This is a genomic window from Roseobacter sp. HKCCA0882, assembly GCF_037805225.1.
GTDB lineage: Bacteria > Pseudomonadota > Alphaproteobacteria > Rhodobacterales > Rhodobacteraceae > M30B80.
Genome location: NZ_JBBLYI010000002.1, coordinates 358,622 through 377,120, shown reverse-complemented (window position 1 = coordinate 377,120; position 18,499 = coordinate 358,622). Strand labels below are relative to the sequence as shown.

Annotated in this window: 18 protein-coding genes; 11 read left to right on the top strand and 7 right to left on the bottom strand. The window is 56.3% G+C overall.

From position 1 onward, the window contains the following. Positions 1-161 precede the first annotated feature (161 nt). The 5 genes from AAC622_RS10110 to AAC622_RS10090 all read left to right on the top strand — a co-directional run bounded on the left by AAC622_RS10110 (position 162) and on the right by AAC622_RS10090 (position 3,664). The gene (locus AAC622_RS10110) at positions 162-848 is read left to right on the top strand and encodes a response regulator transcription factor (protein WP_340262182.1); all 687 of its coding nucleotides are present in this window, start codon (positions 162-164) and stop codon (positions 846-848) included. Between the two features lie 196 nt (positions 849-1,044). Next, positions 1,045-1,833 carry an exodeoxyribonuclease III gene (locus tag AAC622_RS10105; protein ID WP_340262180.1) on the top strand — a complete coding sequence of 263 codons (789 nt, stop codon included), beginning with the start codon at positions 1,045-1,047 and terminating at the stop codon, positions 1,831-1,833. A gap of 71 nt (positions 1,834-1,904) precedes the next feature. After that, positions 1,905-2,807 (top strand): co-chaperone YbbN, encoded by a 903-nt coding sequence (locus AAC622_RS10100; RefSeq protein ID WP_340262178.1) that lies wholly within the window; start codon positions 1,905-1,907, stop codon positions 2,805-2,807. A 27-nt stretch (positions 2,808-2,834) separates the two neighbouring features. After that, positions 2,835-3,479: an LON peptidase substrate-binding domain-containing protein gene (locus AAC622_RS10095; protein WP_317656766.1), complete on the top strand. Its 645-nt coding sequence runs from the start codon at positions 2,835-2,837 to the stop codon at positions 3,477-3,479. Further along, positions 3,476-3,664, top strand: a complete 189-nt coding sequence (locus AAC622_RS10090; RefSeq protein WP_317656765.1) for a Trm112 family protein — start codon at positions 3,476-3,478, stop codon at positions 3,662-3,664. Before AAC622_RS10095 ends, AAC622_RS10090 begins: the two co-directional genes overlap by 4 nt. Here AAC622_RS10090 and AAC622_RS10085 read toward each other — a convergent pair. After that, complete coding sequence (locus tag AAC622_RS10085) at positions 3,661-4,887, bottom strand: UbiH/UbiF/VisC/COQ6 family ubiquinone biosynthesis hydroxylase (protein WP_340262175.1); 1,227 nt, start codon at positions 4,885-4,887, stop codon at positions 3,661-3,663. The two genes, AAC622_RS10090 and AAC622_RS10085, sit on opposite strands and share 4 nt — an antisense overlap. Before the next feature lie 91 nt (positions 4,888-4,978). On the opposite strand from AAC622_RS10085, the gene AAC622_RS10080 reads away from it, so the two are divergent. From AAC622_RS10080 to AAC622_RS10065, 4 genes are all read left to right on the top strand, one after another. Then, the gene (locus AAC622_RS10080; RefSeq protein WP_340262173.1) at positions 4,979-6,331 is read left to right on the top strand and encodes an amidase; all 1,353 of its coding nucleotides are present in this window, start codon (positions 4,979-4,981) and stop codon (positions 6,329-6,331) included. Between the two features lie 82 nt (positions 6,332-6,413). After that, a complete protein-coding gene (locus AAC622_RS10075; RefSeq protein ID WP_340262170.1) occupies positions 6,414-7,595 on the top strand; it encodes an aminotransferase class I/II-fold pyridoxal phosphate-dependent enzyme in 1,182 nt (393 codons plus the stop codon). 8 nt (positions 7,596-7,603) lie between these two features. Further along, positions 7,604-10,489 carry a DNA translocase FtsK gene (locus AAC622_RS10070; RefSeq protein WP_340262167.1) on the top strand — a complete coding sequence of 962 codons (2,886 nt, stop codon included), beginning with the start codon at positions 7,604-7,606 and terminating at the stop codon, positions 10,487-10,489. A gap of 55 nt (positions 10,490-10,544) precedes the next feature. Then, a complete protein-coding gene (locus AAC622_RS10065; protein WP_340262165.1) occupies positions 10,545-11,144 on the top strand; it encodes a LolA family protein in 600 nt (199 codons plus the stop codon). Here the strand turns inward: AAC622_RS10065 and AAC622_RS10060 are convergent. Beyond that, positions 11,141-11,725: a transglycosylase SLT domain-containing protein gene (locus AAC622_RS10060; RefSeq protein ID WP_340262163.1), complete on the bottom strand. Its 585-nt coding sequence runs from the start codon at positions 11,723-11,725 to the stop codon at positions 11,141-11,143. The genes AAC622_RS10065 and AAC622_RS10060 overlap by 4 nt on opposite strands. Positions 11,726-11,916: 191 nt before the next feature. On the opposite strand from AAC622_RS10060, the gene hspQ reads away from it, so the two are divergent. Further along, positions 11,917-12,243, top strand: coding sequence for a heat shock protein HspQ (gene hspQ, locus AAC622_RS10055; protein ID WP_317656758.1), 327 nt, complete (start codon positions 11,917-11,919; stop codon positions 12,241-12,243). 2 nt (positions 12,244-12,245) lie between these two features. Here hspQ and AAC622_RS10050 read toward each other — a convergent pair whose 3' ends face one another. The 3 genes from AAC622_RS10050 to AAC622_RS10040 all read right to left on the bottom strand — a co-directional run bounded on the left by AAC622_RS10050 (position 12,246) and on the right by AAC622_RS10040 (position 14,874). Further along, positions 12,246-13,826 (bottom strand): gamma-glutamyltransferase family protein, encoded by a 1,581-nt coding sequence (locus tag AAC622_RS10050; RefSeq protein ID WP_340263033.1) that lies wholly within the window; start codon positions 13,824-13,826, stop codon positions 12,246-12,248. Between the two features lie 210 nt (positions 13,827-14,036). Beyond that, on the bottom strand, positions 14,037-14,507 hold the full coding sequence (locus AAC622_RS10045) for an ATP-binding protein (RefSeq protein ID WP_340262161.1): 471 nt from the start codon (positions 14,505-14,507) through the stop codon (positions 14,037-14,039). A 22-nt stretch (positions 14,508-14,529) separates the two neighbouring features. Continuing rightward, positions 14,530-14,874, bottom strand: coding sequence for an STAS domain-containing protein (locus tag AAC622_RS10040; protein WP_340262159.1), 345 nt, complete (start codon positions 14,872-14,874; stop codon positions 14,530-14,532). Between the two features lie 129 nt (positions 14,875-15,003). Between AAC622_RS10040 and AAC622_RS10035 the strand changes: the two genes are divergently transcribed. After that, positions 15,004-15,453: a GAF domain-containing protein gene (locus tag AAC622_RS10035; RefSeq protein WP_340262157.1), complete on the top strand. Its 450-nt coding sequence runs from the start codon at positions 15,004-15,006 to the stop codon at positions 15,451-15,453. A gap of 1 nt (position 15,454) precedes the next feature. Here AAC622_RS10035 and AAC622_RS10030 read toward each other — a convergent pair whose 3' ends face one another. Together AAC622_RS10030 and mutL are read right to left on the bottom strand one after the other, a co-directional pair. Next, positions 15,455-16,594 carry a DNA recombination protein RmuC gene (locus AAC622_RS10030; protein ID WP_340262155.1) on the bottom strand — a complete coding sequence of 380 codons (1,140 nt, stop codon included), beginning with the start codon at positions 16,592-16,594 and terminating at the stop codon, positions 15,455-15,457. Positions 16,595-16,597: 3 nt separating this feature from the next. Next, a complete protein-coding gene (mutL, locus tag AAC622_RS10025; RefSeq protein ID WP_340262153.1) occupies positions 16,598-18,469 on the bottom strand; it encodes a DNA mismatch repair endonuclease MutL in 1,872 nt (623 codons plus the stop codon). Positions 18,470-18,499: the final 30 nt, after the last annotated feature.

Below are 18,499 nucleotides of genomic sequence, written 5' to 3'. Positions count from 1 at the left end.
GATCTTATGGTCTGGGCATTAGCTTTAGCCCCGATTGTCAGAATTTGAAACAATTGGCCACAGAACAACACAGAGCCGTGAGGATATTTTTCAAACCCTTTTCAAATAGGGTATATCACACCCATGTGAGACAGGCACAATTTTGCCTTTGGAGGGCTGACATGGCGAACCTGAAAAAAATCCTACTTGTCGATGATGACGAAGATATCCGCGAGGCGTTGTCAGAACAGCTCGTGATGACTGAGGATTTCGATGTGTTCGAGGCGGGCACGGGCGCGCAAGCGATGGAAAAGGCCAAGCAGGAAATTTACGATCTGGTGATCTTGGATGTGGGCCTGCCCGATACGGATGGCCGCGATTTGTGCCGCTTGATGCGCAAGCAAGGGATCAAATGCCCGATCATCATGCTTACAGGCCATGACAGCGATGCTGATACGATCTTGGGCCTCGATGCGGGCGCAAATGATTATGTCACCAAGCCGTTCAAGTTTTCGGTGTTGCAAGCCCGCATTCGCGCGCAACTGCGCCAACATGAACAATCTGAAGATGCGATTTTCCAACTTGGGCCATATACCTTTAAGCCTGCGATGAAATTGCTCGAGACGGAAGATAAAAAGAAAATCCGCCTCACGGAAAAAGAAACGAATATCCTGAAATTCCTCTATCGCGCACAAGAGAGGGTCGTGGCCCGTGATGTGCTGCTACACGAGGTTTGGGGGTATAATGCGGGGGTCACCACGCATACGTTGGAAACCCATATCTACCGCTTGCGTCAAAAGATCGAACCCGATCCCAGCAATGTGCAGCTTTTGGTCACCGAAGGCGGCGGTTACCGATTGGTTGCCTGACTTGGCATCAGATTTGCAGCTGTGATGTCGCACGGGGAATCTTGCGGGATTGCCCAAGCCCCCGCGCCCCCCCGTGGTTTCTCCCTGTTGGACTGGCCCCTGCATAAGCGGGGGCCTTTTTCAGTTTCCTTCGCATTGCACCATGCCCCTCAAGCCCTTAGGAGAGGGGACAGGTTTCATCAAAGGGCATGGCAAAATGGCGTTCACACTTGCAACATGGAATATCAACTCGGTGCGATTGCGCGAAGAGTTGGTGCTGAAACTGCTGCGTGAAGAAGCGCCAGATGTTTTGTGCTTGCAAGAATGCAAAAGCCCTGTTGAAAAAATCCCCACCGAAGGCTTTGCGGTGCTGGGCTATACCCACATGGTCGCGCGTGGTCAGAAAGGGTATAATGGCGTGGCGATCCTGTCCAAGCTGCCGCTTGAAGAGGCGGGCGCGCGAGACTGGGCTGGGCTTGGTCATGCTCGCCATGTGGCGGCGCGCCTCCCCAATGGGGTGGTCATCCATAATTTCTACATTCCCGCAGGGGGCGATATTGCCGATCGGGAGGTCAACGAAAAATTTGGCCAAAAGCTCGATTTTCTGACGGAGATGCGCGATGCGTTTCGTGCGGATGCCCCGCAAAAATCTATCCTTGTGGGCGATTTGAATATTGCGCCGCGTGAAGACGATGTTTGGAGCCACAAACAGCTGTTAAAGGTTGTCAGTCACACGCCGATTGAGGTGGATCATCTGGCCCAAGTGCAAGAGGCGGGGAATTGGGTGGATGTCACCCGCAAGGATATACCCGAAGGGTTGCTCTATAGTTGGTGGTCGTATCGCGCTCGTGATTGGGACGAGGCGGATAAAGGCCGCCGTTTGGATCACATCTGGGCCACCGCAGATATCGCCAATGCTGCGCATTCAAGCCGAATCCTGCGCGCCGCTCGCGGGTGGGAGCAGCCATCGGATCACGCCCCGGTTTTTGCGACAATTGATCTCTGACCCCTTGGAGAATGGGCCCGAAGCGCGCATATAGAGGGCGCGCGCAGATCTCATCAGTGACGGAGAAATAAATGTTGGAATTTGGTCAAGCACAGCCCGCAGGCGCGGATGTCATCAAGGATGTCACCGATCAGACCTTTATGGCCGATGTCGTTGAGGCCAGCCGCGAGGTTCCTGTCATCGTAGATTTCTGGGCGCCATGGTGCGGCCCTTGCAAGACGCTTGGGCCACAGCTTGAGGCGGCGGTGCAGGCCAAAAAGGGCGCGGTGCGCATGGCCAAGGTCAATGTTGATGAGAATCAGATGATCGCGGGCCAATTGCAGGTGCAGTCTATTCCTACCGTTTACGCGTTTTGGCAGGGCCAACCCGTGGACGGATTCCAAGGGGCGCTTTCGCAAGGGGATGTGCAGCGCTTCGTTGAAAAAATCGCCGCCCTTGCAGGCGATGGTGGCTTGGGCGAGGCGCTTGAGGCCGCGGAAGAAATGCTTGTTCAAGGGGCCGTTGCCGATGCGGCGCAGACCTTTGCGGCGATTTTGGGCGAAGAACCTGAAAATGCAGCCGCCATGGGTGGCTTGGCGCGCGCTCATATCGCGATGGGCGATTTGGACACGGCGGAGGCCTTGCTGAATAACGCCGCCCCCGCAATCGCCGCCGCGCCCGAGATTGAGGCCGCACGCGCGCAGATCGCCTTGGCGCGCCAAGCCGATGAGGCAGGGCCCTTGGCCGAGTTGCAATCCGCCGTGGCGGCCAACCCTGATGATCTGCAAGCGCGGTTCGATTACGCAAAGGCGCTCTATGCGGCAGGGCAGGCGGAGGCGGCGATTGAAGAATTGCTTGATCTCTTCCGCCGTGATCGCGAATGGAATGACGGGGCTGCCAAGGCGCAGCTCTTTACAATCTTCGATGCGCTTAAGCCCACGGATCCTTTGGTGCAAAAGGGCCGCAGAAGATTGTCATCGATGATATTTGCCTGATCGCATTCGGCCGCTATTTCATAATTCATGATTCATCACAGCGACCTGCCTGATACGATACCGCTCTTTCCACTTCCCGGCGCGTTGCTGTTGCCGCGGGCGCGATTGCCATTGCACATTTTTGAGCCACGCTATTTGGCCATGCTGCAAGATTGCATGCGCACGCCCGACCGATTGATTGGTATGATCCAACCGCTTGAGGTGCCTAAAGGCAGTGCTAAGCGGTTGCACAGCATTGGCTGCGCAGGTCGTCTGACACAATTCTCGGAAACCGAGGATGGGCGGTATATGATTACGCTGACGGGAATTTCGCGCTTTCGCCTGCAACGCGAACAGTCAGGCTTTACCCCTTATCTCAAAGGTGATGTCGATTGGGCAGGCTTTGAGAATGATTTGGGCAAGGTCGAGCAGGATCAGGGCTTTGATCGTCCTGTCTTTATGGATCTGTTGGAGCGCTATTTCGCGGCCATGTCGCTGTCGACCGATTGGGACAGTATGAAAGATGCCGAAGACGAATTGCTGATCAATTCGCTGTCAATGCTATGCCCCTTTGATCCAGAAGAAAAGCAAGCCTTGCTTGAGGCGCCCTCCCTGTCTACGCGGCGCGAGACGCTTGTAACCTTGATCGAATTTGCCTTGCGGGGTGGATCATCCGATGAGGCCATGCAATGAGCGCAGACAGCCCCGTGTTTGACAGACATATGCTTGAGGCATTGGTGTGCCCTTTGACCAAGGGGAGCCTGCGCTATGATGCAGAGCGTCAAGAATTGATCTCTGAAAAAGCAAAATTGGCCTTTCCGATTAAGGAAGGCATTCCAATCATGCTAGAGAATGAAGCCCGCGAGATTGAGGGTTAAAGCGCCTCGCCCTGCAAGAGGCGTGGCAAATCCCCCGTTAGACCTGCCGCCTGCCGCATGAACCCACGCCGTAATGCGGGCGTTGCACTGACAAGGCCCATGCCGATATCGCGGATCAGCCGAAGGGCAGGGTTGTCATTTGAGAACAGGCGATTGACTGTGTCCATCCCAAGCGCAAGCGCGGTGGTGTCGAAGCGCCGCCATTGCTGATATCGCTCCAACACCAGTTCCGAGGCGATATCTTCGCCATGCAGTCTTGCCTCATGGAGCACTTCGGTCAATGCACCAATGTCCCGAAAGCCAAGGTTCAGCCCTTGACCTGCGATAGGATGGACGCCATGCGCCGCATCGCCAACAAGGGCAAGGCGCGGGGCAATGAACTGCTCGGCCAAGGTGAGCTTCAGCGGATAGCTAAACCGCACGCCCGCCAATTCGATCTCACCCAGAAAGTCACCGAATGCGGGGCGCAATGCCTTGAGAAACTCAGCGTCATTTGCGCGCGCAATTTGGGCGGCGCGGGCGGTTTTTTCGCTCCAGACAATAGAGCAACGATTGTCAGGCAAAGGTAGGATCGCCAAAGGCCCCGATGGCATGAAGAACTGATGTGCAATGCCGTTATGGGGCAATTCATGTTTGACGGCACAAACAAGGGCGGTTTGCCTATAATCCCAACCTTGGCGGCGAATGCCTGCGCGTGCCGCCACACCTGACGCGCGACCATCCGCACCAATCAAAATTCGCCCCTGTAAACGCTGACCATCGGCCAATGTAACCTCGGCCAGAGCCCCATCGGTGCTTTGATCTACGACCATGCTGTCGCTGAGATGCGTGATCTTATCATTGGCCTCCATCGCCGCGATCAGCGCGCGGCGGAGGTAGCGGTCTTCAAGCATGTAGCCCATAGGGCCTTCTTCCATCTCTGCCGCTTGGAAATGTAAGAAGTGCGGCGCTGCCCCGCGCCCTGCATGACCGTCTGAGGCTTTGATTTCGGAAATGGCCTGCGCCTGTTTTGCGACAGCGTCCCACAACCCCAAAGCCGCCAACATTTTTTGCGAGGCACGGGCCAAAGCATAGGCGCGGCCATCGAACGTATCCGCTTCGCGCTTAGGGCGGGAATTTGCATCAATCACGATGCTTCGAAACCCTGACTGCGCGAGCGCAAGCGCAAGGGTCGGCCCGTTCAGCCCGCCACCTACAATCAAAATATCTGTGTCACATGTCATGCAGTTTATGATGGGCTAATTTATGGAATTGTCCACGCGGCATAGCGTCATTACTCTGCCCATGCGAGACAAAAGCGGCAAAGGGATGAAGATGCGCGAATGGTTGACACGCACGGCAAGTGAACAAGGGCGCGCGATTGGCGAAGGCTCGATTGATCCAGTGGGTCTGACCGAAACCTATTTGAGCGCGATAAAAACGCATCCCGCAGGCGCGCGTATTTATGCCCGCCTGACCGAGGCCCGCGCCCTAGCCGAGGCCGAAGCAGCCCGATCTCGGGCGCGCAACGGGGTGCGCCGGAGCATTCTGGACGGGGTGCCTGTCTCGTGGAAAGATCTATTTGATAGCGCCAATGTCGCGACTGAGGCCAGTTCGCGCTTGCTTGCGGAGCGCGTTCCAACACGAGATGCCGATGTTTTGGCCCGCGCCACGCACGCGGGGGGCGTATGTTTGGGCAAAACCCATATGTCAGAATTGGCGTTTTCTGGCCTTGGGTTGAACCCCATGTTTGGCGAAGGGCTTGATCCTTTGCCTGCAACGCCGCCCAACATCAATGACCCAGACGCCGTGCCGGGTGGCTCTAGTTCTGGTGCCGCCGCTTCGGTGGCCTTTCGGTTGGCTGCGGTTGCCATTGGGTCTGACACGGGCGGTTCTGTGCGGGTGCCTGCTGCGTTCAACGATTTGGTTGGCTTGAAAACGAGCCATGGACGCCTGTCCAATCGTGGGGTTGTTCCGCTTTGCGCGAAATTTGACACAGTTGGCCCGCTTGCGCGCTCGGTCGAAGATTGCGCCGAGGTGTTCGCCGTTCTGGCGGGCCTGCGCGCCGTTGACCTCAAGAACGCAAGCCTTGCAGGGCGGCGGCTTTTGGTGATGGAACCATATGCGGAGGATGTGCGCGATGCGCCCGCCGCAGGCTTTGCTCGTGCGCTTGAAGCCTTTGCTGCGGCAGGGGCGTATATTGTGCGGCATAAATCAGCGGCACTTGACGCGGCGATGGCGCTTTCGCCCATTCTTTTTGCCGCTGAGGCCTATGCGACTTGGCGCGAAATGATTGAGGCCAATCCTGAAAAGATGTTTGGCCCCATATTGCAGCGCTTCCGTGGCGGGGCGGATGTTTTGGCGAGTGATTATATCGCAGCTTGGCAAAAGCTTGAGGCTTTGCGCGAAGATTTCCATCGTGAGACGGCAGGGTATGACGCGGTGATTGTGCCCACTGTCGCGATTTTGCCGCCCAATATCGCGCGGTTGATGGTGGACGAGGAGTATTATGTCACCGAAAATCTACTGGCTTTGCGCAACACGCGAATTGGAAATTTGATGGGGTCTTGCGGCCTTACATTGCCCACTGGGGTGCCCTCTACGGGGGTAATGCTGCTTTGCCCCGCAGGTCAGGAGGAACGGCTTCTGCGTCTTGGGGCGGCGGCAGAGGCCGCATTGCAAGCCTGATCCTTTTTCTGGACGTTTGCGTCATAAGAGGTTAATTTGATTGTCAAAGGGGCGAAAACAGACCCCGATATTTGAGGCAGTCATGGTGTTTCCCGAGCGGTTTTCGAACCTGCCAGAATACGCCTTTCCGCGTTTGCGGAAATTGCTTGACGTCCATCAGGCGGGCGGCGATCCGATTAACATGTCTATCGGTGAGCCGCGTCATCCGTTCCCTGAGTTCATCGGACGCGCGATTTCTGAGGCGCTTGAGGGTTTTGGCCGTTACCCCCCCAATGAGGGGGGCGAAGATTTGCGCGCGGCGATTGTGGCTTGGATCGCGCGCCGCTACGGTGTTCACCTTGACGCAGACCAGCATATCCTGGCCCTGAACGGCACGCGTGAGGGGTTGTTCAATGCGGCTCTTGCGCTTGGGGTTGAGGAAAAGGCGGGGCAAAAACCCGCTGTTTTGATGCCAAACCCGTTTTATCAGGTTTATGCGGTGGCAAGCCTCGCGATTAATGCAGAGCCAATCTATGTGCCTGCAACCGCTGAAACGGGCGATTTGCCTGATTATGCCGCGCTGCCTGCGGCCCTTCTTGATCGCGTGACCATTGCCTATCTTTGTTCGCCTGCAAACCCGCAAGGTGCGGTTGCCACTGAGGCCTATTGGCGTGATCTGATCGCCTTGGCCGAGAAACATGATTTCCGAATTTTCGCGGATGAATGTTACAGCGAGATTTATCGCAACACCCCCCCTGTGGGCGCTTTGCAGGTGGCCCATGACATGGGCGCAGACCCTGATCGGGTTGTGGTGTTTCATTCGCTGTCGAAACGCTCAAACCTTCCAGGGTTACGGTCGGGCTTTGCCGCATCGGGTTCTGGCAATATCGCAGCGATGAAGCAGTTGAAGAATTACACAGGCGCCCCTTTGCCTTTGCCCCTGCAAGCGGCCGCTGCCCTTGCATGGCGCGATGAGGCCCATGTGGAAGAAAACCGCGCCATCTATCGCCGCAAATACCAAATGGCTGATGAGATTTTTGGCAATGTCGTAGGGTATCAGCCGCTTGAGGCGGGGTTTTTCCTTTGGCTGCCTGTTGAGAATGATGAGGCCGCAGCCTTGAAACTGTGGCGCGAGGCGGGGGTGCGCTGCTTGCCGGGATCGTATTTGTCGCGCGCTGTCGCGGGTCAGGCCATAGGCCAAGACCGCCTGCGCGTGGCTTTGGTGGCAGAAGAACAAGAATTACAGCGCGGGCTTTTGCGCCTGCATGGCTGTTTGTATCAGTGAGGTGAAGAATGGCGTATCAAACCAGACAACGTGACCCCCTTCTGGACGCCCCGATGCAAGAGGCATTGGAACGGCGTGGCAAGGAACTGCTTGGCCTTATGTTGGTGCTTGCAGGGATTGCGGTCGGGGCCATGTTGGTCAGCTATACGCCAAATGACCCAAATTGGATGGTCGCCACCGACACGCCGCCACAAAACCTGCTTGGCCGCTTTGGGGCATCCATGTCTGCAATTTTGATCATGATTGTTGGCTATGCATCCTATTTGATGGCAGCGGGTTTGGTTGTTTGGGGTCTGCGCTTGACCCTGCACAAAGGCGAAGAGCGCGCGCTGTCACGCTTGATTATGCTGCCATTTGCGATTGCTGCCTGTTCTGTGTTCATGGTCAGCTTCCCACCTAGTTCGGGATGGCAGCACAGCTTTAGTTTGGGCGGGCTGTTTGGCGACACTGTGATGGGGGTTTTGGTCAATATCCTGCCCTTTTCGATGACTATGTCTATCGCCGTTTTGGGTATCGCTATGGGTGCGGCAAGCCTTGGTTTGTCAGGCTATGCGCTTGGGGTGACGCGCTCTGAATTGCGCCTCTTTACCCGTGGTGGATTGATTGCGCTTTTCCACGCCAGCAATGGCGCTTCGGGAATGGCGGCAGGTATCGGTCGCGGCGTCAGCCAAATGAGTGGCCAGATCGGCGGGCGCATGCGCGCGCCAAGTCCGCGCAGCGCGGCGCAGTATTCCTCCAATGATCTGTTGGTGGATGACGATGATGCGCTGCAGGTGCCATTTTCGACTCCTCAAATCGTAGCGCCCGAAGCCCCTGCGCAACAAGGATTATTTGACCGCGTGCCCATTTTGCGCGCCATTCGCGGTGGCGAAGATCGCACCGCAGATGTGGCGCAGCAACCGCCCCTTGTGGCCGATGAGAATGCGCGCCTGCGCGAAAAAATCTCGAACGCGGTGCGCAATCGTGCGACCTCTGCGCGGCCTGAGGCGTTGCGGGTCACCGATGGCATTCCCAATCCTGCCAAGCGCGTGGCGCCACCATTGACCGCACAAAGCCCCTCGCAAATTGCAGGCGAGATTTATCGTGAGGTTCCTCCGCTTTCTACCTCTGCGCGTGTGGCGGATCCACAGATTGCGCAAGACTTTGACCCTTATGCCGATGAGGATGACAGCGACAATATTTTCGCCGATGGTTTTGACGATGATGAAAGCTTCAGCGTGTCGCCGCAAGATGAGGACTATACGCCTGTTGCTTCGCATCCTGCCCGCACTGGGGCAGGAGCGCGGCGCGTGGTGCAGCACAGCCCCAAAAAGGCCGCCGCGCCCTCTCGTCAGGCTATGGCTGATGCGCAGCCCTCCTTGCCCTTAGAGGCGCGCGAGATGGAATATGAATTCCCGCCACTCTCTTTGTTGTCTAGCCCGACCACCATTGAACGCTTTCACTTGTCCGATGAGGCCCTCGAAGAAAACGCACGGATGTTGGAAAACGTGTTGGATGATTACGGCGTCAAAGGTGAGATTGTCAGCGTCCGCCCCGGCCCAGTTGTCACGATGTATGAGTTGGAGCCCGCACCAGGCCTGAAGGCCAGCCGCGTGATCGGTCTGGCTGATGATATTGCCCGCTCAATGTCGGCGCTCTCTGCGCGCGTCTCAACCGTTCCAGGTCGCTCTGTGATCGGGATCGAATTGCCCAATTCGCACCGCGAAAAAGTGGTGTTGCGCGAAATCTTGTCGAGCCGTGATTTTGGCGATGGCAATCACAAGCTGCCTTTGGCTTTGGGTAAGGAAATCGGCGGCGAGCCTGTTGTGGCCAATCTGGCCAAGATGCCGCATTTGCTGATTGCAGGCACCACAGGCTCGGGGAAATCGGTGGCGATTAACACCATGATCCTCTCGCTGCTGTATAAATTGCGCCCTGAAGAATGTCGCATGATCATGATTGACCCCAAGATGTTGGAATTGTCGGTTTATGACGGCATCCCGCATCTTCTCAGCCCCGTTGTGACTGACCCCAAGAAGGCGGTTGTCGCTTTGAAATGGGTCGTGGGAGAGATGGAAGAGCGCTATCGCAAAATGTCGAAAATGGGGGTGCGCAATATCGAAGGCTATAATGGCCGCGTGCGCGATGCTCTGTCCAAAGGCGAAATGTTCAAGCGCACTGTCCAAACTGGCTTTGACGAGGATACCGGTGAGCCCATCTTCGAAACCGAAGAGTTCAAGCCCGAGGTTATGCCGTTCATTGTCGTAATCGTGGACGAAATGGCCGATTTGATGATGGTTGCAGGCAAAGAGATCGAAGCTTGCATTCAACGCCTTGCGCAAATGGCGCGGGCAAGCGGCATTCATTTGATCATGGCCACACAACGCCCTTCGGTGGATGTGATTACAGGCACGATCAAAGCCAATTTCCCTACGCGTATTTCCTTCCATGTGACCTCAAAAATCGACAGCCGCACCATTTTGGGCGAGATGGGCGCAGAGCAGCTTTTGGGTATGGGCGATATGCTTTACATGGCGGGGGGGTCCAAAATCACCCGCGTTCATGGCCCCTTTGTCAGTGACGAAGAGGTTGAGGAAATCGTGCGTCATCTGAAATCCTTTGGCCCTCCCGCCTATTCCGCCAGCGTTTTGGATGGCCCTGATGAGGACAAGGAAAGCGATATTGATCTAGTGCTTGGCCTTGGCGGCAATACGGATGGCGAAGATGCGCTGTATGATCAGGCTGTGGCCGTGGTGGTGCGCGATCGGAAATGCTCGACCTCCTACATCCAACGCAAGCTTGGAATTGGCTATAACAAGGCCGCACGCTTGGTCGAACAGATGGAGGAGGCTGGCCTTGTCTCAACCGCCAATCATGTCGGCAAGCGTGAGATTTTAGTGCCTGAACAGGGCTGAGCCCTCGCTGAAATGTGACGTGTCATTGGGGGTGCTTTCGCGCTATGGGTGGGGCATGAAAAAACCATTTGCAACCATGGCCGTTTTGGCCGCGTTCTTTGCCCTGCCCGCGGCGGCGGCCCCGATTTCCTTGGCAGATTTGTCGGCTTATTTTGCAGGCATTCGCACAGCGGAAGCACCATTCACGCAGTATAACGCCGATGGAACCGAGGTGACGGGACGTCTTTTCATGCACCGCCCGGGGCGGGCGCGATTTGAGTATGATAATAGCGATGTTCTGGTCGTTGTGGGCGGCGGGCAAGTTGCAATTTTTGAAGACCTGACCGATGCGCAGCCCTTGCAATATCCGTTAAGCGTCACCCCGCTTGATTTGATTTTGGGGCGCAATGTGTCTCTCGCGACTTCGGATTTGGTGGTTGATCATCGAGAAGCCGAAGATGGCACCACCCGTGTGGTGGCCCGTGATCAAGACCGCCCAGAGGCGGGGGAATTGACGCTGGTCTTTGCGGATGCGCCTGTGCGCCTTGTGCAATGGATGACCCGCAATGAATATGGCGAGACTGTTGTGGTCGCGCTGGGTGATTTCATCTTTGGGCAGGATTATTCGAATTTTCTGTTCAGCCCGACCTTTGAGGCGGAACAGCGCAGCCGTTAGCCTTGGGTCGCGGTGCAGCTTGCCAGTTGCCGATCATAGAGCGCGGCGCGCGCTTCGACACGATCTGCCACGTGCATAAGCCATGCTTTGTTGCGATAGGTGCCGCGTGAATAACCACGATGACCTTCATGATAGGCCAGATATTGGTTGCGCGCATCCGTCAGCGCGATGCCGTTTCTTTCGCGTGAGCGGTTCATATACCACCCCATGAAATCGGTCGCATCGGAGATATCGGTGCGTCTGGCAAACCGCCGACCTGTGTCATCGCGGTATTCATCCCATGTCCCATCAAGGGCTTGGCTGTAACCGAACGCTGAGCTTTGCCGCCCTGCGGGGATGACCCCAAGCGCATAGCGGCGCGGGGTTCGTGCGTTGCTGACGAAACTACTTTCATGGTAGATCGTGGCCATCTGAACCGCGATAGGGACGCCCCAATTGGCCTCGGTGGCCTGCATGGCGCTTAGATAATAGGGGCGTTCTTCGATGATTGCGCAGGCATTATCCACATTGCGTGGCGGGGTGGCTGATCCCACGCAGGCGCCGAGCGCCAACACCAGCGGAAGCAACGCAAAGCGGTTCATATGCCTGATCCTTTATTGGACTGCTCTCTTTTTATGACGAAATCATACGCCAGTTGCGCCGAAATGAAAATAAATTCCCGCATGATCCGCATCCTTTGTTTCAACAATCTGTTTCGCCTGATCTGCATTGCGGGTCATGGACAAATAAGGGCGACAGGATTACGGTGCGCTTTGGATCATAGGGGGTCTAGATGCTCAAACGGCATGCTAAATTCAATCTTGGGCAGGTCGTGCGCCACAAGAAGCACCCGTTTCGCGGGGTGATCTTTGATATCGACACCCAGTTTTCGAATACTGAGGAATGGTATAACTCCATCCCCGAAGATAAGCGGCCGATCAAGGAGCAGCCATTTTACCACCTTCTGGCGGAAAATGATCATAGCTACTATGTGGCCTATGTTTCCGAACAAAACCTTGAGATTGACGATACGGGCGAGCCCGTGGATCACCCCGATCTGCCCGAATTGTTCGGTGAGTTTCAGAACGGGGCCTATCCTTTGGATTACCAGCTGAATTGATCTCAATACCCCAAGGCAAGACCGTCTTTTCGGGGATCCGAACCTGCGATCAAAAGCCCTAAGCTTGCGTCAATTTTAATGGCTTGCGCGCCGCCAATGGCCCGATAGGGGTCGATCAGCTCATGGCCCAATTTGCGTAAATCATCGGCCACATGCGGGCTATATCCCCGCTCAAGCTGCAATTTGCCTTGATCCGCAAAGCTGCGCGCACCATCAATCGCAGTTTGAACATCCATCCCATAGTCGATGATATTGGTGATCAGACGCGCGTGGCCCGTGGCCTGATACGCGCCGCCCATGACCCCGAAGGGCATCAAACTTTGGTCAGGGTAGCGTAAGAAGGCGGGAATAATGGTATGCAAGGGACGCTTGCCGCCCACGGCCTCATTCGGGTGCCCCTCTTGTAGTGAGAAGCCCGCGCCGCGGTTTTGAAACAAAATACCAAACTTATCAGAAGCATAGCCCGAGCCAAAGGAATGGAAGATCGAATAGATCATTGAGACGGCCATGCGGTTTTTATCAACCACGCTGAGATATACCGTATCCTTATGCACTGCGCCCGAGGCCTGATGTGGGTCAGCCATCGCGCGCGTGGGATCAATCAAGTCTGCCAAGGCCTGCGCGGTTTGATCTGACAGCATATGATCCAAACGGGTCAGGTGATCAGGATCAGAGATAAAACGATTGCGTGCATCATAGGCCAGTTTGGTTGCTTCGGCCTCGATATGGGCGCGGGCCGCACCGAAAGGATCCATCGCGCCGAGGTCAAACTGGGAAAGGATATTGGCCAACAACAGCGCGGTTGCACCCTGACCATTGGGTGGCAATTCAATCAAGTCATGATCACGATAGCGGGTCGAGATTGGGGTGACGTAATCGCAGGCTGTGGCTGCGAAATCTTCTAGGCTGTGGCTGCCGCCAAGGGCACGCAGGGAGTTAACCAAATCCTCGGCCACTTCGCCTTCGTAGAACCCTGTACGACCTTCACGCGCGATGCGGCGCAGCACCTCAGCCTGCCCCTTGGCCGTGAACAGCGCGCCAATTTGGGGCGGTTGGTCGTTCCACATATACATGTCGCGGGCCCGACCGCGGAGCGTATCGCATGCCTCGTCCCAATCGAAAGCCACGCGCGGTGCAACGGGAATGCCATGTTCAGCGTAGAAGATCGAAGGGGCGAGGATGTCTTCAAGCGGCAATGTCCCGTGATCTTGGTGAAGGCGGCAAAACCCATCAACGGCCCCTGGCACGGTGACGGCATTGATATTGTCGAGCGGAATAGAGCGATGCCCTGCCGCACGCAGCGCTGCTGCGTCCAACGCCTTTGGCGCACGGCCCGATGCATTCAGGCCAATAATATCCTTCTGCCCCTCATAGGACACCATGGCGAATAAATCGCCGCCAAGCCCTGTTGATTGTGGCTCACAGAGCCCCAAGAGGATCGCTGTGGCAATGGCCGCATCCATCGCATTGCCGCCCTGTTCCAAGATTTGCACGCCCGTTTTGGCGGCGAGCGGGTGCGAGGTTGCAACCGCCCCTTGGGTGGTAATCAAGGCTGAGCGCCCTTGCTTCTGGAAATCACGCATCATTGTCCCTGCTCCTGCCGAAAGGATTTTAGCAAAACTAGCGGGAATGGGGGGCGCTGCAAGTGGTCAAGAACCCCGATGATGCGTAACAAGTGGGGGCGATAAAACGCACCATCGGGGGAAGCATAAGCGCTACCCTGCTTTAATGGCTGCGAATTTGGCCGCGGCTATGATCAGACCAAGGTGATTTTGTGGCAGTGTTGGCTAAATTTAGACAAGCCCACAGGCTAATTGCGGGCTTTGTTCCAATTCAGCCGCAATGGTTAGGGAAAGATGATTTTCTAAATCGCGCCGTTCATATTGGACGACTTGCGCAATCGCGCGGATCAGGCCCCAGCCAAATCCACCTTCGGCCAGGTCATCAAAGGCGAAGCTGTCAGGGTCGCGAAATCGACCAAGAGGGGGTGTCAGGTTCGGCATCGCGCGCCCTTTATCGGTGATATGAAACTGCACCTCTGCGCCCCGACAGGAAATCGCCGTTAAAATGCGTCCGTCATCGGCCCCTGCATAAGCGTGTTCGCAAATATTGTTCAGCGCTTCCGCCAAGCCCAACTCAACGTTTAAGCATTGGCCTTCATCAAGGTCGCATTCGCGCAGATAGGTGCAAATCTGCGCCAATGTTTGCCGCACCGACTGGGGATGGCTTGTCAAACTCCACATCATATCGTTGCGCCCCCGCATGCTTGAATATCTATCCCTGTTGTCATGCGCTTTGGTTCAGCGCTGCGGTCTTATTTGGGTGAATTGCAAAGACTTTATCCATCGCCGTCAGGCGCAGCACCTTATCGACCAATGGGGAGAGGCTTGTCAGTTCAAGTTGCCGATCCTGCCCAAGGGATTTGCGCATGGCAACAAGCGTGCCAAGACCGCTGGAATCTAGGAAGGTCACATCTTCCATATCTAAAATGACCCGCGCACCTTCGGTTTTTGCGGTGGCTTGTCGAAAGGCATCACGGAAGGCCAAGGCAGCGGCAGCATCCACCCGACTGGCGCAAACCTTTACGATCAACCCGTCAGGGATGGGTTCAATATCCAGACGCACATCCATTTCATCACCTATGGAGAGGGTAACACAACCAAAAGGCTAGTCCGAATTCCTTGCTGAAAGGTTACCAAGCGCAGCTTTCTTTGCCGCCCAGGATGGCCTATATCGAGGCGAAGCATTAAGAGGCCCCCGATGGATTATCCGACCCTAGCCGCAACGATTGACAGCCTGACCCATGGCGAAACTGATCAAATCGCCCTGATGGCCACCATCGCCTGTGAGGTGTATCACGCCGATGCGCGGTTTGATTGGGTTGGGTTCTACCGCGTCACCGCGCCCGAAACTCTTAAAATTGGCCCCTATCAGGGGGGGCATGGGTGCTTGGTGATCCCGTTCTCGCGCGGGGTCTGCGGGGCCTGCGCGCGCAGTCGCGCCCCGCAATTGGTTGCAGATGTGAACGCGTTTCCAGATCACATTGCGTGTTCAAGCAGCACCTTGTCCGAGCTGGTCTTGCCCGTTTTTGATGCCGAGGGCGCGTTAATCGCGGTTTTTGATATCGACAGCGATCAGGCGGATGCCTTTACCGAAACGGATGTGCAGGAATTAACCAAAATTCTCGCCCATGTTTTCGCGCGGAGTTGATCTATTTATCGGGAAGCGATGGCATTGGGTCAGGGGCGATTTCTTCGAAATCGAAATTATCAAGCTTGATCGCCCGTTTGCCCGCGCGTTCTGCGGCGATTGAAATATCATCAATATCTTTGCGCGCCTGCCCGAAATGGGTGTTCAACTTATTCACCCGCTCGAACACCAGTTCCACATCACGATGCAACAGGCCCAGTTGCTTGCGGATCGCGCCTGCTTGCTCGCGCATCCGTGCATCTTTGAGAACCGCCCGCATCGTGTTGAGCGTGGCCATGCAAGTGGTGGGGGATACAATCCAGACCCGCGCCGCGAACCCTTCGCGGACAATCTCAGGGAAATTGGCGTGCAATTCTGCATAAACCGCTTCGGATGGCAGGAACATCAGGGCGCCATCGGCAGTTTCACCCTCAAGAATGTAGCGCTCAGAAATTGCCTTGATATGGCTGCGCACAGATGTGCGAAAGGCGCGGGCGGCGTCTTGGGTTTCTTGGGCGGTCTTTGCTGCGCGCAATGCCTCATAGGCCTCTAGCGGGAATTTGCTGTCGATCACAATCGGGCCGGGGGGTTTAGGCAGATGGATCAAGCAATCGGCGCGCTTGCCGTTTGAGAGGGTCGCTTGGAACGCGTAGCTGTCACTGGGCAGTGCCTTTGAGACAATATCATTGAGCTGAATTTCGCCAAATGCGCCGCGCGTTTGCTTGTTCGAAAGAATGTCCTGAAGGCCCAAAACATCGCCTGACAGTTTCTCAATCTTGGCCTGCGCCCGATCGATTTGTTCGAGCTTCTGCTGCAATTCCCCAAGGCTGCGGGCCGTGCGCGTTGATGTGCCGTGCAGCGTCTCACTCATGCCCTTTTGCACTTCCTCAAGGCGGCGCTCCATGGCTTGCAACATCTGTGCTTGGGTCTTGGATTGCAGATCAACCACCTGCGCAAGTCCGCCCGACAGTTGCTGTTGCCCATCGGAAAGAGATTGCACCCGTGCTTCAAGACCGCCAAGGTTGCGGGCCAAGGGTTCCATCATTGCAGCCGATCGATTGGCCGCTTTCACCCCTACAAGGATCACCCAAAAAAGGGCAATGAGGATCACCCCTCCAACGAGTGCGCCAAGGATTATTGGATTGGACAGATCAAGTTGCATCACTCACCTGCGACCAAAAAGTTTTTCAATATCGCTCAAGGCAAGTTCCACATATGTGGGGCGGCCATGATTGCATTGACCGGAATGCGGGGTGGCCTCCATTTCGCGCAACAGCGCGTTCATTTCTTCCACGCGCATTGCACGCCCCGAACGGATGGATCCGTGACAGGCCACGCGTGACAAGATCGCCTCAATCCGAGCCTGCACCATTTGGCTTTCGCCCATATCGGCAATCTCGTCCAAAATATCGCGCAGCAGTGCCTCGCTGTTGACCGCACCCAGAATGGCAGGGGTTTCGCGCACGGCAAGTGCGCCTTCGCCAAAGGGCTCAATGATCAGACCAAATTGTGCAAGACTGTCAGCGTGATCCAAAAGAATCGCGGCATCAGGCCCAAGGGTCACGATATCAGGGATCAGCAACGCCTGCCGCGCCACACCGTTGGTGGCCATCTGTTTTTTCAGCCGCTCATAAACCAAGCGTTCATGGGCGGCGTGTTGATCCACGATCACAAGGCCCGTGGCGGTTTGGGCAATGATGTAATTCTCATGCAGTTGCGCCGCGGCCGCCCCCAAAGGATGGCTCCTTTCGGCAAAAAAGGGCGCGATTTCAGAAGCTGCCACGCGGTGGGATGGGGCGTCAAACTGAGGGGCTGTTTCAGAGAGGCCAACCTGTTCAGGCGCTTGAAACGCATAGGCGCTGCGATAGGTGCTGGGCCGCGTTTGTGGTGCCGAGTAGCCACCTTGATAGAGCTGCTGCGGCGCGCCACCCTCGGGACGCATGGCGCCCAAGGTATCTGCGGCCACTGTGCTTGATGCGCGATGGCCCGCCTCGGCCAAGGCATGGCGCAAACTCGAGACAATCAACCCCCGCACGACACCCGCTTCACGGAACCGCACCTCCGCCTTTGCAGGATGCACATTCACATCCACCCGTTCAGGCGGGCATTCGATGAAGAGAGCCGCAGCAGGGTGGCGATCGCGGCTGAGGAAATCGGCATAAGCCCCACGCAGCGCCCCGATCAAAAGCTTGTCGCGCACTGGGCGACCATTGACGAAAAGATATTGGGCCACGGCAGAGCCGCGAGAATAGGTTGACAGGGCTGCTAGACCGATGAGGCGGATTTCCTCGCGCGATGCGTCAATCTGAAGGGCGTTATCCACAAAATCGCGGCCCATTACTTGGCCCAATCGACTGGAAAGCGCATCAAAGAGATCCCCTGTTTCGGGATCAACGGAAAACAGAGTGCGGCGGCCATCGCTGCAATCAATCAATTGGAACCCAATGCTGGGCTCGGCCATGGCGAGGCGTTTGATCACATCGGTGATTGCTTGGGTTTCGGCACGTTCGGTTTTGAGGAATTTCAGTCGCGCGGGGGTTGCGAAAAACAGATCGCGCAACTCTACCACCGTGCCCAGTGACGTGGAGGCGGGTTTGATCCGCTCTTGTCGTCCACCCGAGACAGAGATCTCATGACCATCCTCACCAGCTGCGCGGCTGGTGATGGTCAGGCGGCCAACCGCGCCTAAACTGGGCAGCGCCTCGCCACGAAAGCCGAAACTTTGAATATTCAACAGGTCTGAGCCGTCAATCTTAGATGTCGCATGGCGCGAGAGGGCCATGGGCAAATCTTCAGGCCCCATGCCGCAGCCATCATCACTGACGCGGATCAAGGTTTTGCCGCCATGTGCGATTTCTACTGTGATCCGCCGTGCCCCTGCATCTATCGCGTTTTCTACCAATTCTTTGACCGCGGAGGCGGGCCGCTCCACGACTTCGCCTGCCGCGATTCGGTTGATTGCCGCTTCATCAAGCTGGCGGATCACCGGGCGCGCTACGGCTTCATTGGCATTTATGTTGTGGTCAGGCTTTCCCATGCCACTATCAGTAGCACGCGCCTGCACGAT